Here is a 21,200-nt window from a genome sequence, read left to right as displayed (position 1 = left end):
AGTCGCTGCCAAGCTGGACTTTGGTGAACGATGCGTCGGGAAACTCTCAGGTTACGATGCATTGATAAGGGTTGGTCCGCTTTCCCGAACTGCCTTCATGGGATTCCCGGAGATCTCAGGTGACGTTCGCCGCTGTTGGATATGGACGCCTGGGCGATCGGCTTTGTCGTGCGAGAAGAGTTTTTCACCGGTTCTCTACGCGCCCCAATAATACGGTTTATCAACTCTTCGGCTGCTACTCTTTTCGATGTGCCACGCGCTCTCGCATCAGCTCGCTCGTCCGTTGCAACGACGCCTCGATGCTGTCAACCGTCCCAAGAATGCCGGTGGCTTCATCGTGGAGCATGTCGCGCATCTCGTTGACGAGCCGCTCGATTTCAGTCAGCTTGGCTAAGATCAGATCGTTCCTCTCTGACTCGTTCATTCGGTGATCCGGTTCCGAAGTATCTCTCTATCTTCGAATGACATCCGCTCGAGCCGATCACCGTTTTCTTTGATCCCGCGCTCCAGCGAATCCATCGCGGCCTTGATGTTCGCGACGGAAGCATCGAAGTCCACCTTCATGCGGTCGAGCTGCTGAATACCAATCTGTGGGACCAGCACGTCATCGTGCAGACGGCGTGCGGCGGTATAGAAGTCGTGCTCTCCATCAATCACCATTTTCATTCTCCCAGGTCACGACTTCATCGAACGTCTACGGGGATTCGCTGGGATGTAGGCCAGCCCTTATCTCAAGCTCTTTGAGCAGCCGCGAAGCCCGCGCCATAGCAATCTCATCGTCCTCGCCGGCGGTCGACGCGTAGATGCGATCCTTCAGGATTTCAAGCTGAAACTTCGCTTCGCGGTAAAACGGCTGTTCCGTCATAGCGCCGCCTATGGGTTCCCCAAGTGCGGTTCGAAATCCTATTGCCCAATGATCGAGCGAACCTCATCGATTGGACCCATGTCACTGTCCTTCAGTGCATCGCCGTAGCGCGTGATTGCCGTCCAGACCGCCATCGCCTGATCTCGCGACAAGATCTTGCCGTTGATGGTGACGCTGGGGCGGCTCCCAGCATAGAACGCGTCCTCATCGGCGAGACTGGCGCTAATGCCTTTCTCGGCCATCTCCAGCAGGAACCGGCGCGTTTGATCGTGTCCTTTCGCGCCGTCTACGTAACCCGATGCGCGCGAGAACTGGCGCAGTAGTTCGTCAGGGACTTCGATTGTGAGCTTTTCGGACATGGGGTGTTTTCCGAGTGATCGATCGACGAATTATCGCCCCGAAATCCGCCGCTTGGGGCCACCATATCCTCCGCGCTATTTGCCAAATGCGAATTGCAGCATCCGAGCGCCATCCTGATGCAAACCGGTCCCGTTTGCGGCGCGCTCAAGTGCAAGGTCCCTCTCGTGGCCCGCAGCCATGCACGGCTCGAGTAATCGCGATGGCGGCTCTGTGCGGCGACGACTTCGCTGCGACGCGTTAGTGCCCATGTAAATGGGCTACTACCAAGTCAACGGCCGGATATACGATAGCCCACTCGACGGCGACCAAGACCAGGCCGGTGGCAACACCATTCAGGAATGGATGTCTTGATGAATTGCCGACATACCAATTCCAAAGCGGATTTCTTGAATAGCGCGGCTCGGCTGGGATTGGGGGAGTCGCCCCCCCTGCCCGCTGTATGTCGAATAGCTCGTTCGCGATTATCTCGGCCTGGATCGCTGGCATCCCAGCATCTGTAAGGCGCTTAAAGATTTTGAGAGTGTCGGTCATCTGTCCAGTCTCCAGGTCGTTGCTTCGTCACAGCTCCACTTGGGCATAGCGCAAGCCGGTCCTAGCTTCCGAGAAGGCACATGCAACAATAACTGACGGAGGCGCGGACTTCACCGGACAAGGGTTTTTCCCGGCGAACCCCGTTACTTGCTCCAATAGACAGAGCTGTGGCCTGCTACCTCCGTTCCTCTCACGCCAGCTTCCGGCGCGCTTTAGCCTCGTCCAAGCGCTTTGCTGAAAGTTTTTGAATGGCTTTTCGAGCCTCTTAAAGTCCTTTGCGCACTCAGGGAGCTCGGCGCGGACGTCGTTCGTCAAACGGTGCCACAGGACAAAAGCGCCCCATGCTTGGAGTTCGTAATAGTCCTGTTGGTGAGGGTCGAATTCGATTCTTTCCAGCAGGCCCTGACTCACTGCCTCGGTCGCCGCAGTGAGCTCGTCGTAGTTCCACGTTTTCATGCCGTCACTCCAACAGTTCCAGCTGTCGCTCGATGCCCTCCACGCGAGCACGAAGCCGGTCAAGATCTTTATTGATCCTTGCGGTAGCACCGACTAGATCGCCTAGGTGACGCAGCATCAGCGCGCAGTTCTGTTCGAGATGGTCAGACGATCTGCATGCGGCCGAGCTGATCTGCCGTGCGAGCAGGATCTGCACTCTCACCATCATGTCGTAGATTAGCTCATTCGTTAGCCGTCTTTCTAGCAAGCAGCCTCCCTAGCCATCCATCGCTCCAGATATCAGACTGCCTTGCTGGCTGACTGCCAGTTGCCTCCTTACAGGCCGATTTGTCTTTCTGGTTCTTTAATTAGCTGTATGGCTGGCAGGCCGGCAGTCGCGATTACGATTTCGGTTTCGGGCCGCAGACATCTCATCCCCTTGCCCGCCAGATCAATCACGTAGCCGGCTTGAATCCACCTAAGAATAGCTTTCGTTGGCGGCGGGAAGTCCCTCCCCGCCCGATTACCATTTGTCGTCGCGTGCCGGATCGTCGGGACCCCCACTTTCGCTGCCTTGCGGCGGCCCGAAATCGATAAGTGGATGTTGCTCGGAAGGATCCCGCGCCCTTGCTTGCCGGATGAAACGCTCCCGCGAAAAGGGTTGAGGCAAACGACGCATCACAATCACGTCGTTTATCCGGGCTATCGAAATTTCCGATTCGCCGTCTATTGCGACGGCGTCCGCGATCTCTGCTGGAAGCATCACGGCAAACACCCCGTCTATGCACTTTACGAAAGTCTTCATCAGATCCCTCGATCTATATAGAATGTTGCGGTTGCGGTCTATTTCAGCAGCTAGCAAGAATCCATTGCGCGACAAATGGCCGAAGACGGTCGTCGCCTACAACTGCGTGCCTGTAGTTCCCCGCCCACGCTCCAAAGAAACGTGAAACCGATGTATAAGGCCCCGTCTTCCGACGCCGCCGCCGAGGAAAGCAACCCCATCGAACAACGGCTGTAGACCTAGGACCTCCTGGTCATGCATCTGCATTTAGGCAGTGTGGAAGACGCCGTATGATCAGGTAGGGTGTTGGCTCGCTTAGTTAGCACAGTTCGCGCACATTGTGCACCCGGTCGCACCATCTATTCGCACCCTGGTATAAGCTTCGAAGGCGTTTTAAACGCAACCACGCACCTCCACGATCTCGCAAACATATAGTTAACAACTAGTTGTGTCGGGTTGCCCGTTGCAACTGCCGTGTGTAGCAAACATCGTTCTGACTAAAATAAAGCATGCTAATTATTAAGGGTTACTAACATGCGACCAGAAAAGACATGTAAAGGCGATCTGCATGCTTTGGTTTTACGTGCAATTGAAAAAACGTGCATTTCCGATGAGGCAATAGCTGAAGCGTGTGGATTTTCGAGCGCTGCCGTTGCGAAGCGCATCAGAAAAGGCGACATGAAAATTCCTCTTACTAAGATACCCTCTTTTGCCACAGCAGTTGGTCTTGATGGAGCTCATCTGCTCCGCCTTGCGCTTAAAGAAAACCACCCCGGCCTTCTCGAGCAGATCGAATCGATGTTCGGGACGATGCTGATAAGTGAGTCGGAGAAGAAGTTGATCGAATCCTATCGATACATCACTCGGGACACCAATGCGGCGCCCGTCGTTATCGATCGCGCCGCGGTGCTTGCCATCGTTACCACCTGACCTGCACACGAACCGGGCGCATCGTTCCCTCCCGACTCAATCCCTCATTTTGCTGGCGCGGGATATCTGTGCCCACAAAGCACTGAAATTGGTGACGTTACTACGTGAGATTGCGCGACATCCCGCGGCGGGCGGCGGAGCCGACGCCGCAGCAGCAGTCTCTTGGTAAGCACAAGGCGCTAGATAAGAATCAAGGGCGGGCGCGTAAGCGCCCCCTTTAGTATCAAAGCTTCTTGCTACTTGCTTGATGTTAAATGCTACGCACTGAACAGCGGAATGGAAAGTCCAGATATTCCAATAAAATCAATTAGATCATTAGGAAATACGCTCCCCGCTAGGTAGCCGCCCCATCACCTTACCCCTCCCTTTTACGCACCTGTTTGTTCCAGATGCCTACGCACCCGCCGCTTCTGTTCTCGGAAGCGCTCGGTCGACAAAGGCTCGGAAGCACTAGACATCCACTGGTGCAAATTTGCCTTGATTCGCAAGGGCGCATCGAGTCCCAACTCGTCAGCTTGCCAAATGAGAGCCAAGGCATGCTCCTGACCACGCATTGAGGTAAAGCGCTCGGCGCGATTCTTCAACGCTGTCTCGATGGCCGGAGCCTGCTTGCGAATCCTCGACCATCGCGCTCTAAGCTTTGGAGTCTGCAACAGGACAAGCGGAAACTGCTCGGCATCCGATAGCATCAGAGATTGGATCACCTTTGTCTCCGGTTTCCAATTTTTGAGGGCCAGCGCCTCAGCGGAAACCCAGTCGATGCACTGGTCGTTCAGGAACATGTGCTCGAAACCCGGTTCAGGTATTCGATCCCGCTTCTTCGCACAGTGCAACCAGTCCAAGTCGATAACCTGCTTGTCGACGATCAGCGCTCCATCGCTCCGCGTGAAACCAATCTTGTGACCATGTCGCTTGCCTGGAATCAGCGGCCGCACCCGAGGCGGGGTCAACAACTTCCTGTTCAAAGCCAAATGCAGTTTCCGATACTCAACACGCTCGGCATCGAATTGAGCGCCGGAAGCCACCCGCGCTGCCTGTGCCGCAAGTCGCTTTAGCAGTTCGCCGTTTGAAAGCTCCGAGCGACATTCAGTGAGGTCCGCCCACGTCAAAGCTATTGGCACGCCTGTGACCACGTGCGTTGGTCGATGGCGAGGCTGCTCACTTTTTAGCTCCATTTCGAGTTTATCCAACTCACGATCTACATCGTCAGCGATTCCCGAGTCCAAGGTCTCTGCGCTTAAGTTCTCCACTGTTTGCTCCTTCGAATTAGAAGAGCAGCGACGATATCAACCGGACGTAGGAGGATCGTAGGCAGTTTGTTTGTCTGTCTCTTTCGAACAACAATGGAGCCGCGGCGCAGTTTTAATAGGCCCCCTCTGCGCTTTGGCAATGAGCACGGGATGCCTGCTAGGGTGTAGCTATTGGCGTAGAGGGAAAGGACGATGGAGGGCCGGTTGTGGTGGCGTCACGCATTGCTTACCCCATTCTTTTAAATCAGAGGTTTGCAATACAGAACCGTGAAAGCTGGCATAAAGAGCATACCGACGTTCGCGGCACCAATGCAGCCGAAGCCGCTACAGGACCGGCAAGAGGTTTCGCTATGAAGAATCGCGGCAACTTTTCATCGCGTTACCAGTGCTGCGTCTCATGAACCAGCGTTTGCGACGCTGGCCACACCGCATGGGTGCTAGCTAGCAAGAGAGCCAGCTATACGAAGTGCGCGTGCGCGTAGATATCATGCGGCTGATGGAGTTGCTACAGGCCACCGGCCGGCTCCGCGTTGGAATGGCGGCCCATGCTTCATAGCTCTCGATTAAGTTTGCGTTGTAGTGGGAACTGACTGCAGAATAAGTGCGTGGATCTAAGGGCGTTGGCGCGCGCAGTTAAACGGGAAGCGTGGCCGACAGGATGATCCTGCTTTCTAGTGGGCAACGTAGCAATTAGGCGTGAGGTATTCACAGCAGTTGTGCCGAGGCACATCGCCAATTTGTTGAAGGAGGAGCGTGATCAAAAACTTTTAGAGGATGCCGGCTGAAACTGCGTTCCCCGTTACGGCGTCAGGCTTTGTAGCAAGGAAACAGCGATGTGGAATTTTTGCGGTGCAGCGCGTTGCGCGCTTACAAGCTTGCGGAGCCTTGCCCGTTTTTAGCATCCGAAAAGTCAAGACCGGTTAGTGTATTCCTCAGCAAATAAAAGCTTTTGATACTGTGCGGAATGTCAATATTATGTAGGTGTCAAGTGATTTGACTCTACAGGTTGTGTTTTTAACACTGTCTCAGAGGAGGACTGCGCGGAGGTCCAAACAGCAACGGCTCCCAAAATCGGAGCCGTTCTTTGGAAAGGGTGGAAGAGGAGCTCGGCAAAGACGCCGACCAAGCAACCAGGCGAGACCTCTTCCGGTTTGAATCACCAATGGTAGGCAATTCAATGCAAACTTTGATTGCAGTGCTATATGCTGCCGGGCTTTTGTGCACCGGCATGGCCAAGCTGATTGAGGCAATGATCAACTGGCCCAACTAGCCTAGAGCGCTTTGACAAACGGGTCAATTGCGCTATAGGGATTCTAGTTCTCCGCAGGTCGTCTCGTAAAGAAAAGAAAATAGGGCATCAAACGATTTCTTCCTTGACGAGCGCGACCGTCTTCGGCGCGTGGCCCCACGGTCGCGCGCCCTTCCGTCTGCGCTGAACGGCGAGAAAATAGGGCGGCATCATTTAATAGACCATCGGTTTCTAAAGATTTTTTCCTTTATTTTTAATAGGCTTGGTAGCGCTCGAAAGCGAGGAAAACAGAACACGTCGCAACGAAAAACAAGTTTTAGGATTACTCCAGTCGCGGCCATTCCGGCCGCGTAACTGAGGTTTTATTATGGAAATACATTTTTGCCTAGATCCTGCCTGCCTGAGCGTGATCGTGCCAATCTTAATGACGCTCATAAAGCGCCAACCAAAAAAATAGCGTTGTTCACCACGCGCCGACGTCATCCTCGACGATCGTGGTTGGGCGGTTCGGATCGGGCGGCGCCTCTGGCACCAGGGTGTTGCCCTCAACTTGGCGGTTCGCCCCTCTCTCCGTGAGGGTTGTCCTCGCCGCCACTTTCGCGTAAAGCCGCTAGTGTTCTTCACACAGGCACTGAATGCGACTGAGATAAGATCGTCGCGCTGAACCCGAACGCGCTTCCTGTAATCAAAAATGATTTGACGATTACGAAAAAACCCGCCTTACGGCGGGTGCGCGATTAGCTGAGAGGCCGTCACCGCAAAGGACAATGCATCGTAGCTCGACCCGGCAAACATGCATAGCCTTAACAGCGAAATGCACCGCTGCAAAATCCGACTCAATTAGCACATCCGATAGCTTCATCCCCTTTAAGCGCTTTCGCCGCGTTCACTCCCTCAACGGCGTTCGGCTGTCAGCCGAAATCGCGTCCATCGTGGCGACGAGGCTGCCGAGCAAGTCTTCATGGTGCATTCGCAAATGGCCGAAGATATTTTCATTTTTGAGTAGCCGATTCATGAACCCTTTTGCAACCACTAATGACAACATCGTATCGCCGATCCCGTCCTCGACCGCTTGACAATCCTGGTGAAGCCGCTCCATTTCCGCTTCCATGCGCGCGATGTCTTCGGCTGAGATGGCGTCCTTCTTTTTGGGTTGAGCTTGCGCCGACAGTGAGTCAGGACGGGTCGTAAGCAAGATCATCTCGGCGTAAGTTGCAGTGAGCCGGTTGGCCGCGATCATCATCTCGACAGCTTCAATCTGCCGCATCGGCTTCATTTTCTTGAGAGCAGCGAAAATTTTGGGAATAGCTTGCCGGTCCTTAAGCAAGGCGACCGCTTCTGGCGCCACTCCGTCCAGCAAATGGATTTTTTCGCGAATTCTACGGGCGTCTATTTTTAAGACTTCGGAGATTCGTTCTTCCGAGGCGCCTTTCGCCAAGCTGGCGCGAATCATCCTGTGCTCCTGGACCGCTGTGATTCGGTTAATGTGACGGTTGAAGGTGAATCCTTCATCGTCGTGCGACACCATGCAGGGCGCGGTCTCTCGGCCCAAGACCTTCAGGGCTTCGAGTCGGAGCCTACCATCGAGCAAGTCAAAGTCGCCGAGGCAATCTTTTGCCGGATGGACTGCCAACGGCTCAATGACGCCTAACTCGCGAATCGAGCTGAGGATCGTGCGGTATTTGGCCGTGCCGAGGGTTTTAGCTGGCAGTGGAGACGCGAGGCGGATTCGATCAAGCGAAACCTGGATGATTTGCAAATCGAATCCGTGTTTGACTGTGCTCATGGCAAAAGCTCCGTGGGAATCCGTTGCGCAACGGCTTCAGGAATGTCTTTAATTCCTTCAGCACGAAGCAAGGTCCTAAAGTGATCATCAGCCAAAAACTTCCGAAGGGCAGACACAATCAAAAGCAACCGCTGCTCTTGAATGTTCGACTTTTGAATCATCAGCTTTTGTCGACGGACTTCGGTTTGATAGGTTCTCAGCAGCTTCAAGGGCGTGGGCGTGTCTTCGGGCAAAGGCTTTTTCGAATGAAATGCTTTTCCGACCGCCTCGCGCTTGGAGATGAGCTTGCGGACTTTCATAAGTTGATCGCCTTTGAGCGTGCCGTTTTCATAAGCGACGATCATGGCTGCCTGGACTTCGTTGCTGGACGAGCGAGCGATCTCCAATGCCAACCACATTGGCACCACCCGCTTTTCGACCGCCCTCAGCAGCCGCTGTTCATCGTTTTCCAGCAGATTCAAAATTCCGTTGATGTAGCCAGTGTCCAAGTTTGTTTTGCGCGCTATTTGCTCCGTCGTGTAGCCACGCGCACGCAGAACCCTCAGCCCGCTGAGAAGCTCCTCGGTGGTGTGCCGTCGCCGGGCGATGTTTTCTGTCAATGTGATCAGATAGCGCTCAACTTGATCCGCCTGCACGACGCTGCACGGAATAACGGTCTCTCCCAACGACTGCAGAGCTTCGAGCCGACCCTGCCCGCACAGCACCTCATACCACTCATCCTCCGGCTCGGAGCGACGGCCGGCCGCCACGGTGATGGGACGTTTAAGTCCGACCGTGGCAATGCTTTCCACGAGCTGGGCAAAAAACAGGCTGTTCCGAGTTCGAGGGTTCAGCACCCTTAACTGGATCGCAGGGATCAGCGTTATCTTGTCTTCCCGCGGCAAGGTCGCCGCGCGATTTTTGACTTTGTTATCCATAAGACAACCCTCGAAGAGGAACTCGGCGGCTTAGATGGACCAACATTCCAAGGTCTTCAAAACGGTATGCGTCAAAGCCGCGTTCGTTGTGGTCTCCCAGGCGCACGCGGTCCTCCCAGACATCGACTGCCGGAAGCAAGTAGTAGTCGCGGATCGAAGCGGCGTCGAACTCCATGCGCACCGCGACCGTGATGTCGGGCTTCAACGCGTTGTCAAAGCGCACCAACCAACGGTTGGTGCCTGCCTCCGTGGCTTGGCAGCGACACAACGCCAGCGACACCTTGAACTCGCCATTCACCCAAAGAAGGCCCGTCTTCGGATCGCTCTCCACTCTAGCGCCCACGTCGGTCATCGCCCCCACGGCTTGAGCCACCACTTCGGGATGAAGCTCTCGCAAGCGGCGATTGATTTCCACGTATCGGTAGTCGCGCCCAGGCCGGTATCCGATCAAGCCATAGGTCCGCAGGAGACTTCCAAAACGTGTCTGATATGCTGCGCTTGACGGGCAACTCGGCGCCTCGTCAATCACGAGCCCCGACAAGTAGCCATTTTTAAGGAGGACCTTGCGTAAGATGTCGAGCATCTCTTCGTCGCTCAGGCGATAGGATCGCCCCAAGATGATCTGCCTTGCCGCTTCAAACATCAGCGTGTCGACCAACGGCTCGAAGGCGTTGTCCAAGCGTGTCCACGAAGCCGGTGGATTGTTGACCCGTTCTGCTTTAAGTTTGAAGGACGTTCGATTCCAAACGTTGTGGCCGATGTATTTCTCATTGATTAGTATTTCGTGGACTGTCCCTCTAGTCCACGGCGCGTCTCGGTCCGTCCTCTTGTCCTCGACGTTGAGGGCTTCGGCGATCTCCGTTTCGCTACGCCCTTCCTCCACGAATTGCCGATAGATCCATCGCACCGTCGCGATCTCATCCGCCGGCCCAGGTGTCAAAATCACGCGATCGGTCTGGATTGACTTTTGGTCGCCCCGGTTCAGCTCGCCCTTCACTGTCCCAGCTTGGTCAATCAACTGTCGGCGCAGCCCATATCCGGCCGGGCCGCCCTGGCGATAGCCATGGCGAATCAGGCGACTTTGACCCGCATGCACCTTGACGCTCAGCTCGCGGCTGTATTCTCCCGCCATTGTTCGTTTAACGCTTTTGATGATGCTCGACACCGGGCTGCCGTCGTTTTCAAATTGCTCGGCGCAGTAAAGGACACGCACGCCTGCGTGCTTGCAGCGAATTTCATAGCTGGCGCTCTCGTCCGGATCTTGAAAGCGGCCCCACCGGCTCACGTCATAAACCAGGATCACCGAGAAGTCGACCGTTCCGGCCTCGACGTCTCGGATTAAGGCTTCCAACGCAGCGCGCCCATCCAGCCGCAATCCGCTTTTTCCCTCATCGGCGTAGGTCCGCGTGATGTCGAGGTTGCGCATGTCGGCGAAGGCCCGAATGACATCTCGCTGATTTTCGGTCGAATATTGTTGGTGATCCGTCGACATCCGCACGTAGGCCGCGGCGCGGCCTCTCGGCGCGTTCGTCGCGGCGGTCTCGTCGTTGCGCGCTGAATTGCTCACCCCGTCCCCTCCATGACCCAGCGAGGATATTCAGCGCCGGGAAGCGGCTTGGCTGGTCTTGCCAACGAGGCGCGCGTGCACAAAATATACTTTTGGAGCCGCGTAAAATGTTGCCGAAAACACGCAAGAAGTTGCGCATGGATCAGACACCGCCCGTCGGCCAGGAATACCCTTTCGCCATAGCCGTCGCTTTGCATCAAGAATTGGGAGGGTCGCGAAGGGCTATCAAGACCTTGACTCGTTGGACGGGGGCGAGCGACCGAACGGCGCAGAATTGGCTGTCGGCAACTCGGGGTCCAAGCGGCGCTGATTTGATGATCCTGGCGAAGCATTCGCATGCCGTGCACTTCGCCTGTTTGGCGCTTTCAGGTCGAGCGGATGTTGAGGCCCGAGACGTCAATGCCTCAGTAGCGCTTATCGAAGAGGCGCTTTCGTTGTTGAGTGGACGACGCTAGCATCGGCGGGGTTTTGGGCTTCCCCTACAATCGTCCCATATCCATCTTAATGCTCGCGCCATGTCTGGATACAACCTTAACCAGAACATAGTGTTAGGTCGATGTTGCCCGCCAAAGCCGTATAAAAAGCGTTGTCGTTGGAGCGTCAGCGCTTTTCGTGGGTGTGGACTCGTGAAGAGATGTGGGATCTGCGCGATCGCCAAGTCAGCCGGCGTCGTGATGACAGACCGAACGCGACCCCTTTGTAGGCAAGCCCACAGAAACGAGTGGCCACGCCGCGAGAGAATGCGAGCCGACAACACCAATTAATCTCACGGGGCAGCTATGAAAAACAAGCGGAAGCCAAAAGAGGCTACAAGATGCGGCGCAATTGCGTTCGGGTTCACGCTCATAGTGGCGCTTGCAGGTTGCGCGCCGATGCCGCCAGTTGACGTTTCTAAATCCGGCGACCTGGTGCGGACCACCCTTGCCCCGGAAAGCAGGGCGAAGCTTTCGTCGGTGGAGATCTTTGACCGGGCGACTGCTTCAAAACTCGAGAACGAAGGCGTGTTCGGCGACACCGAGGTCGGAGTCAGGCAACCGACGAGCCAAACGGTCGCCGAGGACATAAAGGCCTATTTCAACAAAGCCACCATTCGCGAGCCCGGCTCCGGTCAAAAGGTGATCGTTCGCCTTGAAAAGGTCGACGCATATTGGATCTTCCGAGCGGCAAAAAAGGTTCCGTTTGTCGGTCTCGCGCTGCTTGGGACGCCCGACGTGTTCGTCATGAAGCTGCGAGCTTCATTTGAAGTGGAGAGCCAAGGCAAGGTCCTCCGGACATTCACCTACGACGAGACGTTTTCTCTGGCTGACGGCAGCGCGAGCACGCGGGATAGCATCGCCGAGTCCTATCAACGCCTCATCGCTCTTTACCGCCAACGCTTCTTCGACGACCTAGACAAGCAGTTCGCTGTTCGATACCTCTGAAGGACCAATATCCGCGCCGCAAGCTTTCTTTGCTCGGCCAAATGGTGGGCGCCGAACCCCGCCCCGCGCTAAGAGTCAGAGCGTCGCGCACGGTGCTCGGATCACCTTTGCATACGACGGGTCGATTGTCGAACAGAACACGGGAGCTCCTGGAACATTCATCGATGTTGTCCCCGGATCAGTTGGCTAAGGAATTTACGAAGCAATCTGCCTAAAAAAATAGATGTAGCAAGGGATCGTGCGGCGGTATGAGGAAGCGCTCGCCTGCGGGGCCTGGCTCTATAAGGGACGGTGTTTGCGATGCAGGAATAGTCAACGCAGGGCCATGTTCGATGCACCGGCCTTCTAGGACTCTCACCCTAGCGGAACCGGCCATCGGCCGCACCCGGACCGCCATCGCAACAGACCGATAAAAATCTTGCAAAGTGTCGGCGACGGCTCCCGTTTGCGAAAGCGACGTTCATCTGAACGCACGCGACATATTCCGTCTCTCCATAACTACCGCCTTCTCCGCGCCTCTCCACCTCTTGCACTATTTCCTTACGACTATTCATGGAGTATCTTCGACATGGAGTGGTCCGAGCTGCGCTACGCCTACCCGATGATCATCAAGTTGGACCCGGAGCTCGAGCGACTATCCTGGCTCTCAAGCTGATCGCCGGATATAGAAAGTCACCTCGAGGGTAATCGAAATTGCCCAAACTATAGAGGGCTGGCATCCTGCGCTTAGTCTGTTGATTAACAGGAGGCGAGCGATGAAAAGCTCAAAGCAAGGCGAAGACTCTGACCGGAAGCTTCCAGCCAGTTTTTGGGAGTTTTGCCTTCAGTGGGTGTCTGCTCGCTATGGCTACCGTGCCGCGGTTGTCTGCCTTGCACTGATAGCGGCTCCGCCCGCGTCGTGGCTGTTATTCACGAAAGTTAAGGATCTCGAACTCCATAGAGCGTTGGCCGCAACTCAATGGGCAAATCAACACCTGTCTACTGCAGGTAGCGTGACCCTTAACTTCATAGGGTCTTCTTCCCCTGAACGAACGGACAAGCTTGTTGGAACGGTGAGTTGGCGGTCGAAACTGCTGGACGGGAGTGCCTGCAGACTTGTTGTTTCGATTGAGACAACTGCTCGTCTCGTGGGGATTAACGACAAGTCACCGGCCGACAACATACCGCTTCGCCATAGGGAAAATATCTTCGAGTTGGCCCTTACCGATGTGACCATCGTATCGGTCAAACCGAAAAACGATGAGCTTATTTTTATCCCACAAACGCTGAGCTTCTTCTCGCTCGACAGCGCAGGCCCATATTCCGTTTCTATCGGAACAGGCGACGTTGCTCTCATTTCCCGAGCGGGCAAAGAGGACGTGATCGCGCAGAAGGCTGCACAAGCAACCGTTAACGGTCCTTTGGCGATGAGTGTAGAGACGTTTTCGTGGAACGAAAGTGACTTCGAGATTCCTCTCGCCACACAGACTCTGGCGGAGTCATTTCGTCAGCGGTTGGAAACATCGATCAGCGCATGCAAGTCGATTAAACGTTTCAGCTTGTGCGATGATAAGTCGGGTTGCTAATGCGATGTGCGATGTGCGAAGTGTCTACGGTCGTCCAGGGCCGTGGACACGTGGCTCTCGCGCTAGGCGGTTGACGATGCGCTCGGCCGGACGCAGCAATCGCATCCGGTCTGGCTCGAGCCGATCGATCGCCTCAGCCATCGTGTAGCCCCAGATCCGCTAGCCAATCAGCGCGATTGAGCACCAGCGCCTGGCGAAATGCTCACAAACGAAAAGTCCTTGGCTCGGCTGGTTCGTGGCGCGGAGATCGAGGTATATCTGCCCATGTTCGGGCCGGACGATCAGGACTGATGGGTCAAGGGGATCCTCTCCCACGTCAACGGCACGAATATCGTGCGACCGTGTGTGAACCGGGGGTAACTGCGTGAGGGTGCTTCGATGCGGTGTGATCTGCCTGATGGCTAACGCGCTGCTTCACCTACTGCGTCTATCAGCGGGTGGGAACAACAAGCTGCGATCATGCTTCGATTGGCTCTTGTTGCTGAGTGCGGCACGACGCTTTGCCAGTGGAGCGGTCTGATTGTTGCGATAATGCGACAGGCACTCGCGGTGAGACAGATGGAGGCATCGTCAGCGAAAAGGACCGCCGCGCAAGCGGGCCGCGAGGAATGCTGTCGCCTGCTTTTGTCCGCGCGTTCTACGGCGCGCGTTGACGAATGGGGCTACAGCCCCGTAATGCGCGCGGCCAGCGGGGGCCACGCGGAATGCGCCAGGCTTTTACTCCGCTCAGCGACTTGGCGCGGCGCATCGCGAGGGGCTCACACCGATTGAAATGGCCGTCGCGGGCGGCCACGCCGCGTGCGCGGATGCCCTGGCCGCAGGGTCCGCTCGCGACCAAGCGGACGCCGCGCTCGAACGGTTTGGCGGCGAACGGATGCCGGCATGGGCCGCAGCGGTCGAAGCGGAGTCGCTGTCTCGGATTGTCTTTCATCCCTCCTTGCCGAGCGATGGGCTTGCCCCGACTCGCGCAGCCTGTCGCTTGTGATGAGCGATCCCAATCATGCCTGCACGAAGCCGGAGCGCGCTGTGCCCAATTATCCTGACATTGTCGATTCAGCATCCATGAATGCAGAAGGGGGCTTACGTGAGTTGGTCTGGGCCGCCTCCCAGGGGGATGTCGAGCGCCTTAAGAGTTTGCCGATCGCCTCGTGGGCGCTCCTAGCCGACGAGGAGGGGCAGACGGCGCTTCACAAAGCCGTGGCCAACGGGCATGCCGACTGCCTTCGCCTGCTTCTGCCGCACATTGACGCGCACATGCGAGACGTATCTGGAATGACAGCTCTGATGTAGGCCGCCGAGGCGGGGAAGCCAGAGTGCGTCCGCATCCTATTGCCGGCCGGCGACCCCGCCGCCGCCGATGGCTCGGGGATGACGGCGTTGATGTGGGCAGTCGTGGCCAGGAGCCCGGAGTCCGTCGTCGCGATTCTGAATCGGGCCCGGGCCGCGCACTTGCAGCGATGCGCGACCGCCGGGGGAAGACCGCGCTTTCGTGGGCGGTGACGGACCCCACCGGCGAAGGCGTCCGCATCCTTTTGCCCTTTAGCGACGCCAAGTCGCGAGACCAGAGAGGGCGCACGCCGCTCATCAATGCCGTCATGCATCACTCGTGGCATTGCTCCGGCGCCGAGACGATCTGCGCCCTGCTGCCGACGAGCGAGACTGATGCGCGCGATGAAAACGGCCAGACCGCGTTGATGCATGCCGCGCGAGTGTCCAATGTCGAAGCCATCGACTTGTTGCTTTTTCGCTCGGACCTTGCCGCCGTGGGTAGAGTCGAGATGTGGCGCGGTGGCGGTAGGGTTGGTTTGTCTGTTGCCGCCTCTTTCGTCTGGCGGTGCCCGAATAACCTCACCATAGCTCCGTTTCCACATCCCGCTCATCGAACCGGACGTGCGGATTTCCCGCATCCGGCTCTCTTTCAGAACATCAGACCTTCGCGTTCGAACGGTTGGCGGCAAGCGTGCGGAGGCGTATCAGTCCCAATGATTCGTAAAGGAACTGGTCAGAGTATTGGCGGTACCCCGTTCCCGTCTTCCCGCGTTTGCGCATCAACCAGACCCGTAGGCGCCGCGCGACGTACCGGTCGAGATCTTCATAAATCCGCGTCACTGGGCCTTGATTAAAATAACCGGCCCAACCTCGCAACAACGGATTCAATTCCGTGACTCGACTTTCTACGTCAAGGGCGTTCCAACGCCGAGTTGTGGCGTCGTGGACCGCATCCTTCAGCCGCTTGATAGACTTCTTCGACGGCCGGGTGCCCCAGTACGGACGGCCTCCCAAACCATAGAAGCGACCGACGGTATAACCGAGGAAGTCAAACCTCTCGTCCGGCAACTTCACCAGCCGAGTTTTCTTCTCGTTGACCGTCAGGCCGAGTTTTCCCATCAAGTGCCGCATCGCTTCCATCGCTCCCTCACCACGTCCTTCGCGACAGAGGATCACAAAGTCATCGGCATAATTCACGATTTCCGCCTGATACTTATCGGCGTAGCCGTGGCCATACCAAGCCAGCATGAACCGTCGGAAGTACAGGTTTGCGAGCAGTGGCGATATCACGCCACCTTGCGGTGTGCCTCGATGACTGTCCTTTGCTTCCGTGTGTTTTCGCCGACTTAAAATTGACCCACCGCGCCGACTGAATTTTGACCCAGGGTGTGACCGGTCTGAATACCGGCCGATTGTGGATAAGTCTATGGTTTTGTGTCTCGTTTGTCCTCGATCATTTTGACGCCAAGCGTTATCAGGAGTAAGCCGCGAAGGGCGTAGCCCGCAGCGACTTACTCCTGACGCTGCCATTTGGGTTAGGGCGCGCCCTTGTTCGACGCGCCGCTCTTTCCGATGCCCTCACGTGCCTGGATATGCTTCTTTGCGTTGGAGCTGCTGTGCCGGAAGCGATAGCTTTCATTGCCGGTTTCGACGATGTGGCAGTGATGCGTGAGACGGTCGAGCAAGGCCGTGGTCATCTTTGCGTCGCCAAATACACTCGCCCATTCGCCGAAGTCCAAATTCGTCGTGATGGCTACGCTCGTGTGCTCGTACAGGTTGCTGAGCAAATGAAACAGCAGCGCTCCGCCGGCTTGGCTAAACGGCAAATACCCCAGTTCGTCGCAAATCACCAGGTCCAGACGCAGCATGCTCGCCAGGATTCGGCCAGTACGCCCTTGTGCCTTCTCCTGCTCCAGCGCGTTGACCAGATTCACGGTTGAGTAAAAGCGAACACGCTTGCCGTGCTCCACAATGCTCGACACGCCGATGGCCGTCGCTAGATGACTTTTTCCCGAACCCGTTCCACCCACGAACACCAGGTTGTGCGCCTCTTCGGTGAACGTCGTCTCGGCCAACTTCACGATGAGCTTTGGATCAACGGGCGAACCGTCAAAGTCAAAGCCCGCCAGATCGCGATGCATGGGGAATTTCGCCGCCAGCATTTGGTTGTTCACCGAGCGTACCGCCCGGTCTGCGGTCTCGGCTTGAAGCAGACGATCAAGCAGCCAGCTCAACGAGGAAACTTCCGCATCCCCCTCCAGAAGCTCGCCCCAGACTGCGGCCATCCCGTGCAGGCGCAGGTGTTTGAGTTCGGCGCTCAGATCACGCATGGTCGAGCTCCGAGGTCGTGCTGCGCAACCCGTCGTAGCGCGATGTGTTAGCCAATGGCGGCGTCGAAAGCTGCAACTGCGTATCGATCTTCGGCGGAAGCTGCGCGTCGCGCAGTCGTGCCAGCACATTCTCCACATGCTCCACGCTCACACGCCCCGAGCACGGCATCTGCTCCAGCGCCAATTCAACTGCCGCCAAGACCGCGTCCAACCCGTTTGCCGGAACCAGCGCCAGTACCTTCGCCATCACCCGGTCGCCTCCCGCTTCGCGCAGCAGCCCCACGCGCAAGCGTTTGAGCGGCTCAGGCATATCCAGAAAGGGTGCGCCATTGCGCAACGCCCCGGGTTTGCGCTGCAATAGCGTCACGTAATGCTGCCAGTCGTACTGCACCTGGCCCTCGCCAGCCAGCCGGTCATGCCCCGCCACTACGATGTTTTGCGCCACCACCACGATCCGCGTGGGATAAAGCCGTGTGCTCAGCATCTGCCCGGCAAACTCGCAGGGAACCGAATAGCGGTTGCGCGCGATTACCACCAGGCAGGTGCTCGACACGCGCGCCAGACGCTCGACATAACCGTCAAACGGTGCCGGCATGGGCATCAAATGCTCACGTTCCTGATCAAGTACGTCAGCAACGCTCACGCCCTTGTAGTCCGGATGACGCACTTCGCCCCATAGCGTCCGGCATCGCGAGTCCAACCAAGCGTTCAGTTCGGCGAGGCTTGCGAAGCGCTCCTCGCGCGCGCTTGCCCAGATCCGTTGCCGGCTGTCCTGTACGTTCTTCTCAACGACGCCTTTCTCCCAGCCGCTGGCCACGTTGCAGAAGTCCGGCTCAAACAAATAATGCGAACACATGACAGCGAACCGCTCATTGACCAGCCGTCCCTTGCCTTTGCGCGGAACTTTGTCGACTGCCGTTTTCATGTTGTCATAGATGCCGCGGCGTGCCACGCCACCAAGCGCCTCGAACGCTCGCGTGTGCGCGTCAAAGAGCATCTCGTGGCCCTGGCTAAAATACGCCGTCAGCCAGAACGCTCTCGAGGCGCAAAGCTTCGTATGCGCGACCTGCAGCTTGCGATACATCCCGCCGATCACCAGGCCTTCCTCGCTCCAATCGAATTGGAACGCCTCGCCCAGCTCATAGCGCAGCGGCACAAACGCGTTCGTTGAAATCGACTTACCTTCGGCGCACCGCCACGCCCGAATAAAATCGGTCACCCGCGAATAGCAACCTTCATAGCCCGCCGCCCGAATCTGCTCGAACAGCGTCCACGTGCGCCGCCGTTCCTTCCTCGGCCGGTGTGCGTCAACGACTAACGCTTCGATCAGCCCATCGTGAAACGGCGTGAGTTTGGTTGCTCCCACCCCACGTTCGTACTTCGGCTCCTGCGGCACTTCGTCTTTCAGATACTTGCGTATCGTGTTGCGCGACAAACTCGTGAGCCGCGCAATCTCGCGTACTGACTTGTCCTGGCGGTGAAACATTCGCCGTACCTTACCAATCATTGTCATCGGGATCATCCTCAAAACCTCTGCCTCTAAAAGCAGCAGGTTAGATTGATTGCCCGGGTCAATTTTGAGTCGGCGAAACCATCATAAGTGGATCACTTTTGGGTCGGCGTCAACAGCTTCCGTGGATTGCCGCTCACCGTTCGATGTGCGTTCGATCACAGGGGCGTTTAGCCAGTCGCGAATCACCGACAGCACGGAGCCGTCGGCTATACGCCGAGCCACACAGCGCATCAGGTCGCCATGCGGAATGGTGTTGAAATAATCAGACAGGTCAGCATCGACAACATCCCGTGCACCCCGATCGACAATGCCGAAATGGATGCGCCGTAACGCCATCTTTGCGTCCACTCCCGTCCGAAAGCCATATTGCCAGCGAAACAAGTCCACTTCGAAGATCGGACCTGTTACCAGCAATACCGCCATCTGCACCACACGGTCCCGAACAGTTGGAATACCGAGTGGCCTTTCGCCACCACTAGCTTTGGGGATCCATACGCGCAGCAAGGGCTGAGGCCGATAAGTCTTGGCCTTTAACTCTTGCTGCAATCTTTCCAGCCAGTCGTTTCGTCCATGTTCTTCGATATCCTCGAAACGCTCTCGATCGACTCCCGGCGCACCGCGGTTTGCGCGGCAGCGCCGATAGGCGTCGAACAGAACATCTTCTCGGCACACCTTGTCCCACAGACTGTAGAACCGCGTAGCCGGTTCGTTCTTTGCTTTCGTCTGCAATGTGGTCTGTAGCGTCCGAACCGAATCAAGCAAGGTTAGTAGACTCACGTCAATCCTTGGGTTCTTTCCACTTTCCGCCATTTGCTCTGAAACAGGGGGCCTTGGCTCCACCAGCGTTACCCGGCTTCATCACTACTACGCCCCCATCCGCCATCCGTGCGGCCGGCTCGATCTCTCACGAGATTGCCGTTGCGCGACTGCCCGCCACGCACCGACACGGACTTCCCTTGTTGCACGGTTAATCGCTTCTCTGCGTGCTGCCACCACTACCCCGGTGGAACCGCCGGATGCGTATCTCGCTCGCTTCTCCGACGACATCGGCCTTCCTCGTTATTATGGCGAGTCGGCTTCCACAACGATTTTTCGAGGCCTGCTCAGTGTTCACTCACGTTGCGGCCCGCAGAGCCCGCTGACCTCCTTCGAGGCCTTTTCAAAGAGTGCTTCAGCCCATTTGTTACCTCCTGGACCGCCCCTTGTGCTTCCGGCCGGAGCGAGAGTTGGCCGGGTCGGATTTGCACCGACCAATCAACCGTGCCTTAGCAAGGCACACATAACAATGGACAAAGAGCAATGGGATTGGCGCTGTCGTATCAATCAACACCCGAGTGCGTCGACGCCTTGGGGTTGGCGTCCCCTCTTAAAGACGTTGAAGCTGCCATTGAGATCCATGGCCGCGCACTGTTGCCCCGATGCGCGGCGCGCCTCGACGCCGAGGAGATCGCCAGCGCTATTTCGACCCACGGCGCCATCGCCACAGAAAACGACAAGGAGCTTTGCGACCGTTCATTGGCCGCGGCCGTCCCGGTCAAAATATCAGCGCGACGCCCGCGACGGATGTGACGGCCTTGTTCGCCTCTGCGCCCGCGCGCACCCGCTATCGAACGGTTTTTCCGCCGGATGGGCGGCAGCGAACACATGCGTGAAGTCTCGCTCAATCGGTCTCGTTTTCGACGATATCATTCGATCCGCATGTTCGCGCGCGGCATTGCCCGCTTGGTGAAAGCGACGAAAACGGAGAAACTAAAATATGAAACAGAGGGCGTTGCTCGGGTTGGCCGTTGCATTGGCCGCATGCGGAGTTACGGCGTGTGGCGAAAAAGTCCTGGATTTTCGGAACGCCGAGATGTCGAACGGGAATGAGTGCAGGCGCGGTAGACGCTATGTTGAAGGCGCGTGGACTTACGGAAGGAAGTCTCTACAAGCGTATTGATGATGCTGTGACGAGCACCTTGCTGACGAAGGAGATGGCCGAATGGGCGCACGATGTTCGGCTTGACGCGAACGACCAGCGTCACGCGGACGTTAAAGCGATTCCGCCGACTACCGAGGATGCGAAGCGTTGCCTTGAGTTCGCGAAAGCGCTCGCGGACATTCTTTTTGTTTTGCCGGCACGGGTTACGAGGGGGAAAACGACAGCTCACAAGGCTGCTGTTGAGTCTGGCTTGGTATCGACGTCCTCGACTGCGAAAGCGCCACCGCCGATCAATCCGATTAGGTCCTGAGTCATTCCTCGCTTGCGTCGTTCAGGTAGAAAAGCGAGGTCAGGCACACCGCCATATCGCTTGAGTCGCAATTGACTGGTTGGATCGGTGTTTCTCTCTCTTATTTGTCGTGATCGATTGTCTCGACTTATGCGGAGATGATATGCGGGATTCGCTCTTGGTATAGACGTGTTTAGAGACGCTCTGAGCGATCGGGG

22 protein-coding genes and 1 pseudogene are annotated in these 21,200 nt (G+C 56.8%); 9 read left to right on the top strand and 14 right to left on the bottom strand.

Annotated elements, in window-relative coordinates:
• Positions 1–235: 235 nt before the first annotated feature.
• From AX768_RS02295 to AX768_RS02280, 5 genes are all read right to left on the bottom strand, one after another.
• The gene (locus AX768_RS02295) at positions 236–424 is read right to left on the bottom strand and encodes a hypothetical protein (protein ID WP_061998614.1); all 189 of its coding nucleotides are present in this window, start codon (positions 422–424) and stop codon (positions 236–238) included.
• On the bottom strand, positions 421–660 hold the full coding sequence (locus AX768_RS02290; protein ID WP_155524163.1) for a hypothetical protein: 240 nt from the start codon (positions 658–660) through the stop codon (positions 421–423). Before AX768_RS02290 ends, AX768_RS02295 begins: the two co-directional genes overlap by 4 nt.
• 34 nt (positions 661–694) lie before the next feature.
• Entirely contained in the window at positions 695–865 is a 171-nt protein-coding gene (locus AX768_RS32545; protein ID WP_155524162.1) for a hypothetical protein, read from the bottom strand.
• Positions 866–903: 38 nt separating this feature from the next.
• A complete protein-coding gene (locus AX768_RS02285; RefSeq protein WP_061998612.1) occupies positions 904–1,224 on the bottom strand; it encodes a hypothetical protein in 321 nt (106 codons plus the stop codon).
• Positions 1,225–1,783: 559 nt separating this feature from the next.
• On the bottom strand, positions 1,784–2,212 hold the full coding sequence (locus AX768_RS02280; RefSeq protein WP_061998611.1) for a hypothetical protein: 429 nt from the start codon (positions 2,210–2,212) through the stop codon (positions 1,784–1,786).
• A gap of 1,297 nt (positions 2,213–3,509) precedes the next feature.
• Here AX768_RS02280 and AX768_RS02265 point away from each other — a divergent pair.
• Complete coding sequence (locus AX768_RS02265; protein WP_061998608.1) at positions 3,510–3,905, top strand: hypothetical protein; 396 nt, start codon at positions 3,510–3,512, stop codon at positions 3,903–3,905.
• A 368-nt stretch (positions 3,906–4,273) separates the two neighbouring features.
• On the opposite strand, the gene AX768_RS02260 is transcribed toward AX768_RS02265, so the two are convergent.
• The 4 genes from AX768_RS02260 to AX768_RS02245 form a co-directional block, all read right to left on the bottom strand.
• A complete protein-coding gene (locus AX768_RS02260) occupies positions 4,274–5,155 on the bottom strand; it encodes a hypothetical protein (RefSeq protein ID WP_061998607.1) in 882 nt (293 codons plus the stop codon).
• Positions 5,156–7,290: 2,135 nt separating this feature from the next.
• The gene (locus tag AX768_RS02255) at positions 7,291–8,190 is read right to left on the bottom strand and encodes a ParB/RepB/Spo0J family partition protein (protein WP_061998606.1); all 900 of its coding nucleotides are present in this window, start codon (positions 8,188–8,190) and stop codon (positions 7,291–7,293) included.
• On the bottom strand, positions 8,187–9,107 hold the full coding sequence (locus tag AX768_RS02250; protein WP_061998605.1) for a plasmid partitioning protein RepB C-terminal domain-containing protein: 921 nt from the start codon (positions 9,105–9,107) through the stop codon (positions 8,187–8,189). Before AX768_RS02250 ends, AX768_RS02255 begins: the two co-directional genes overlap by 4 nt.
• Complete coding sequence (locus AX768_RS02245) at positions 9,100–10,599, bottom strand: recombinase family protein (RefSeq protein ID WP_197672650.1); 1,500 nt, start codon at positions 10,597–10,599, stop codon at positions 9,100–9,102. The genes AX768_RS02250 and AX768_RS02245 overlap by 8 nt, the downstream gene beginning before the upstream one ends.
• An 854-nt stretch (positions 10,600–11,453) precedes the next feature.
• On the opposite strand from AX768_RS02245, the gene AX768_RS02235 reads away from it, so the two are divergent.
• The 5 genes from AX768_RS02235 (at position 11,454) to AX768_RS34380 (ending at position 15,160) form a co-directional block, all read left to right on the top strand.
• On the top strand, positions 11,454–12,095 hold the full coding sequence (locus AX768_RS02235) for a hypothetical protein (protein WP_061998602.1): 642 nt from the start codon (positions 11,454–11,456) through the stop codon (positions 12,093–12,095).
• A 755-nt stretch (positions 12,096–12,850) separates the two neighbouring features.
• Positions 12,851–13,660, top strand: a complete 810-nt coding sequence (locus AX768_RS02230) for a hypothetical protein (RefSeq protein WP_061998601.1) — start codon at positions 12,851–12,853, stop codon at positions 13,658–13,660.
• Positions 13,661–14,119: 459 nt separating this feature from the next.
• Positions 14,120–14,431, top strand: coding sequence for an ankyrin repeat domain-containing protein (locus tag AX768_RS34390; RefSeq protein WP_082778730.1), 312 nt, complete (start codon positions 14,120–14,122; stop codon positions 14,429–14,431).
• 111 nt (positions 14,432–14,542) lie between these two features.
• Positions 14,543–14,950 (top strand): ankyrin repeat domain-containing protein, encoded by a 408-nt coding sequence (locus tag AX768_RS34385; RefSeq protein ID WP_082778729.1) that lies wholly within the window; start codon positions 14,543–14,545, stop codon positions 14,948–14,950.
• A gap of 78 nt (positions 14,951–15,028) precedes the next feature.
• Positions 15,029–15,160, top strand: coding sequence for a hypothetical protein (locus tag AX768_RS34380; protein ID WP_442857239.1), 132 nt, complete (start codon positions 15,029–15,031; stop codon positions 15,158–15,160).
• A gap of 100 nt (positions 15,161–15,260) precedes the next feature.
• Here AX768_RS34380 and AX768_RS34085 read toward each other — a convergent pair whose 3' ends face one another.
• Positions 15,261–15,389 (bottom strand): hypothetical protein, encoded by a 129-nt coding sequence (locus tag AX768_RS34085; protein ID WP_257722381.1) that lies wholly within the window; start codon positions 15,387–15,389, stop codon positions 15,261–15,263.
• Here AX768_RS34085 and AX768_RS34375 point away from each other — a divergent pair.
• Positions 15,355–15,783, top strand: coding sequence for a hypothetical protein (locus AX768_RS34375; RefSeq protein ID WP_442857249.1), 429 nt, complete (start codon positions 15,355–15,357; stop codon positions 15,781–15,783). The genes AX768_RS34085 and AX768_RS34375 overlap by 35 nt on opposite strands.
• Here the strand turns inward: AX768_RS34375 and AX768_RS02215 are convergent.
• From AX768_RS02215 to AX768_RS02200, 4 genes and pseudogenes are all read right to left on the bottom strand, one after another.
• Positions 15,746–16,459: pseudogene (locus tag AX768_RS02215) on the bottom strand (reverse transcriptase domain-containing protein); the annotation flags it as partial. The gene AX768_RS34375 and the pseudogene AX768_RS02215 sit on opposite strands and share 38 nt — an antisense overlap.
• A gap of 5 nt (positions 16,460–16,464) precedes the next feature.
• Entirely contained in the window at positions 16,465–17,259 is a 795-nt protein-coding gene (istB, locus tag AX768_RS02210; protein ID WP_061998597.1) for an IS21-like element helper ATPase IstB, read from the bottom strand.
• Positions 17,252–18,772, bottom strand: coding sequence for an IS21 family transposase (istA, locus tag AX768_RS02205; protein ID WP_062000707.1), 1,521 nt, complete (start codon positions 18,770–18,772; stop codon positions 17,252–17,254). The genes istB and istA overlap by 8 nt, the downstream gene beginning before the upstream one ends.
• An 81-nt stretch (positions 18,773–18,853) precedes the next feature.
• Positions 18,854–19,549 (bottom strand): reverse transcriptase domain-containing protein, encoded by a 696-nt coding sequence (locus tag AX768_RS02200; RefSeq protein WP_197672642.1) that lies wholly within the window; start codon positions 19,547–19,549, stop codon positions 18,854–18,856.
• A 522-nt stretch (positions 19,550–20,071) separates the two neighbouring features.
• Between AX768_RS02200 and AX768_RS02195 the strand changes: the two genes are divergently transcribed.
• Both AX768_RS02195 and AX768_RS34370 read left to right on the top strand, forming a co-directional pair.
• Positions 20,072–20,341, top strand: a complete 270-nt coding sequence (locus tag AX768_RS02195; RefSeq protein WP_061998595.1) for a hypothetical protein — start codon at positions 20,072–20,074, stop codon at positions 20,339–20,341.
• Between the two features lie 296 nt (positions 20,342–20,637).
• Entirely contained in the window at positions 20,638–21,003 is a 366-nt protein-coding gene (locus tag AX768_RS34370) for a DUF4145 domain-containing protein (RefSeq protein WP_061998593.1), read from the top strand.
• Positions 21,004–21,200: the final 197 nt, after the last annotated feature.

The sequence above is a fragment of the Burkholderia sp. PAMC 28687 genome, from assembly GCF_001577465.1.
In the GTDB taxonomy this organism is placed as follows: domain Bacteria; phylum Pseudomonadota; class Gammaproteobacteria; order Burkholderiales; family Burkholderiaceae; genus Caballeronia.
This window is presented reverse-complemented; position numbering and strand designations above follow the sequence as displayed.

What these genes read in the sequence shown, in the direction of transcription:
- AX768_RS02295 (WP_061998614.1), bottom strand. Translation starts at nt 424, where the DNA reads ATGAACGAGTCAGAGAGGAACGATCTGATCTTAGCCAAGCTGACTGAA.
- AX768_RS02290 (WP_155524163.1), bottom strand. Translation starts at nt 660, where the DNA reads ATGGTGATTGATGGAGAGCACGACTTCTATACCGCCGCACGCCGTCTG.
- AX768_RS32545 (WP_155524162.1), bottom strand. Translation starts at nt 865, where the DNA reads ATGACGGAACAGCCGTTTTACCGCGAAGCGAAGTTTCAGCTTGAAATC.
- AX768_RS02285 (WP_061998612.1), bottom strand. Translation starts at nt 1,224, where the DNA reads ATGTCCGAAAAGCTCACAATCGAAGTCCCTGACGAACTACTGCGCCAG.
- AX768_RS02280 (WP_061998611.1), bottom strand. Translation starts at nt 2,212, where the DNA reads ATGAAAACGTGGAACTACGACGAGCTCACTGCGGCGACCGAGGCAGTG.
- AX768_RS02265 (WP_061998608.1), top strand. Translation starts at nt 3,510, where the DNA reads ATGCGACCAGAAAAGACATGTAAAGGCGATCTGCATGCTTTGGTTTTA.
- AX768_RS02255 (WP_061998606.1), bottom strand. Translation starts at nt 8,190, where the DNA reads ATGAGCACAGTCAAACACGGATTCGATTTGCAAATCATCCAGGTTTCG.
- AX768_RS02250 (WP_061998605.1), bottom strand. Translation starts at nt 9,107, where the DNA reads ATGGATAACAAAGTCAAAAATCGCGCGGCGACCTTGCCGCGGGAAGAC.
- AX768_RS02245 (WP_197672650.1), bottom strand. Translation starts at nt 10,599, where the DNA reads ATGTCGACGGATCACCAACAATATTCGACCGAAAATCAGCGAGATGTC.
- AX768_RS02235 (WP_061998602.1), top strand. Translation starts at nt 11,454, where the DNA reads ATGAAAAACAAGCGGAAGCCAAAAGAGGCTACAAGATGCGGCGCAATT.
- AX768_RS02230 (WP_061998601.1), top strand. Translation starts at nt 12,851, where the DNA reads ATGAAAAGCTCAAAGCAAGGCGAAGACTCTGACCGGAAGCTTCCAGCC.
- AX768_RS34390 (WP_082778730.1), top strand. Translation starts at nt 14,120, where the DNA reads ATGCTTCGATTGGCTCTTGTTGCTGAGTGCGGCACGACGCTTTGCCAG.
- AX768_RS34385 (WP_082778729.1), top strand. Translation starts at nt 14,543, where the DNA reads ATGGGCCGCAGCGGTCGAAGCGGAGTCGCTGTCTCGGATTGTCTTTCA.
- AX768_RS34380 (WP_442857239.1), top strand. Translation starts at nt 15,029, where the DNA reads ATGACGGCGTTGATGTGGGCAGTCGTGGCCAGGAGCCCGGAGTCCGTC.
- AX768_RS34375 (WP_442857249.1), top strand. Translation starts at nt 15,355, where the DNA reads ATGCATGCCGCGCGAGTGTCCAATGTCGAAGCCATCGACTTGTTGCTT.
- AX768_RS34085 (WP_257722381.1), bottom strand. Translation starts at nt 15,389, where the DNA reads ATGGCTTCGACATTGGACACTCGCGCGGCATGCATCAACGCGGTCTGG.
- istB (WP_061998597.1), bottom strand. Translation starts at nt 17,259, where the DNA reads ATGCGTGATCTGAGCGCCGAACTCAAACACCTGCGCCTGCACGGGATG.
- istA (WP_062000707.1), bottom strand. Translation starts at nt 18,772, where the DNA reads ATGACAATGATTGGTAAGGTACGGCGAATGTTTCACCGCCAGGACAAG.
- AX768_RS02195 (WP_061998595.1), top strand. Translation starts at nt 20,072, where the DNA reads ATGGGATTGGCGCTGTCGTATCAATCAACACCCGAGTGCGTCGACGCC.
- AX768_RS34370 (WP_061998593.1), top strand. Translation starts at nt 20,638, where the DNA reads ATGAGTGCAGGCGCGGTAGACGCTATGTTGAAGGCGCGTGGACTTACG.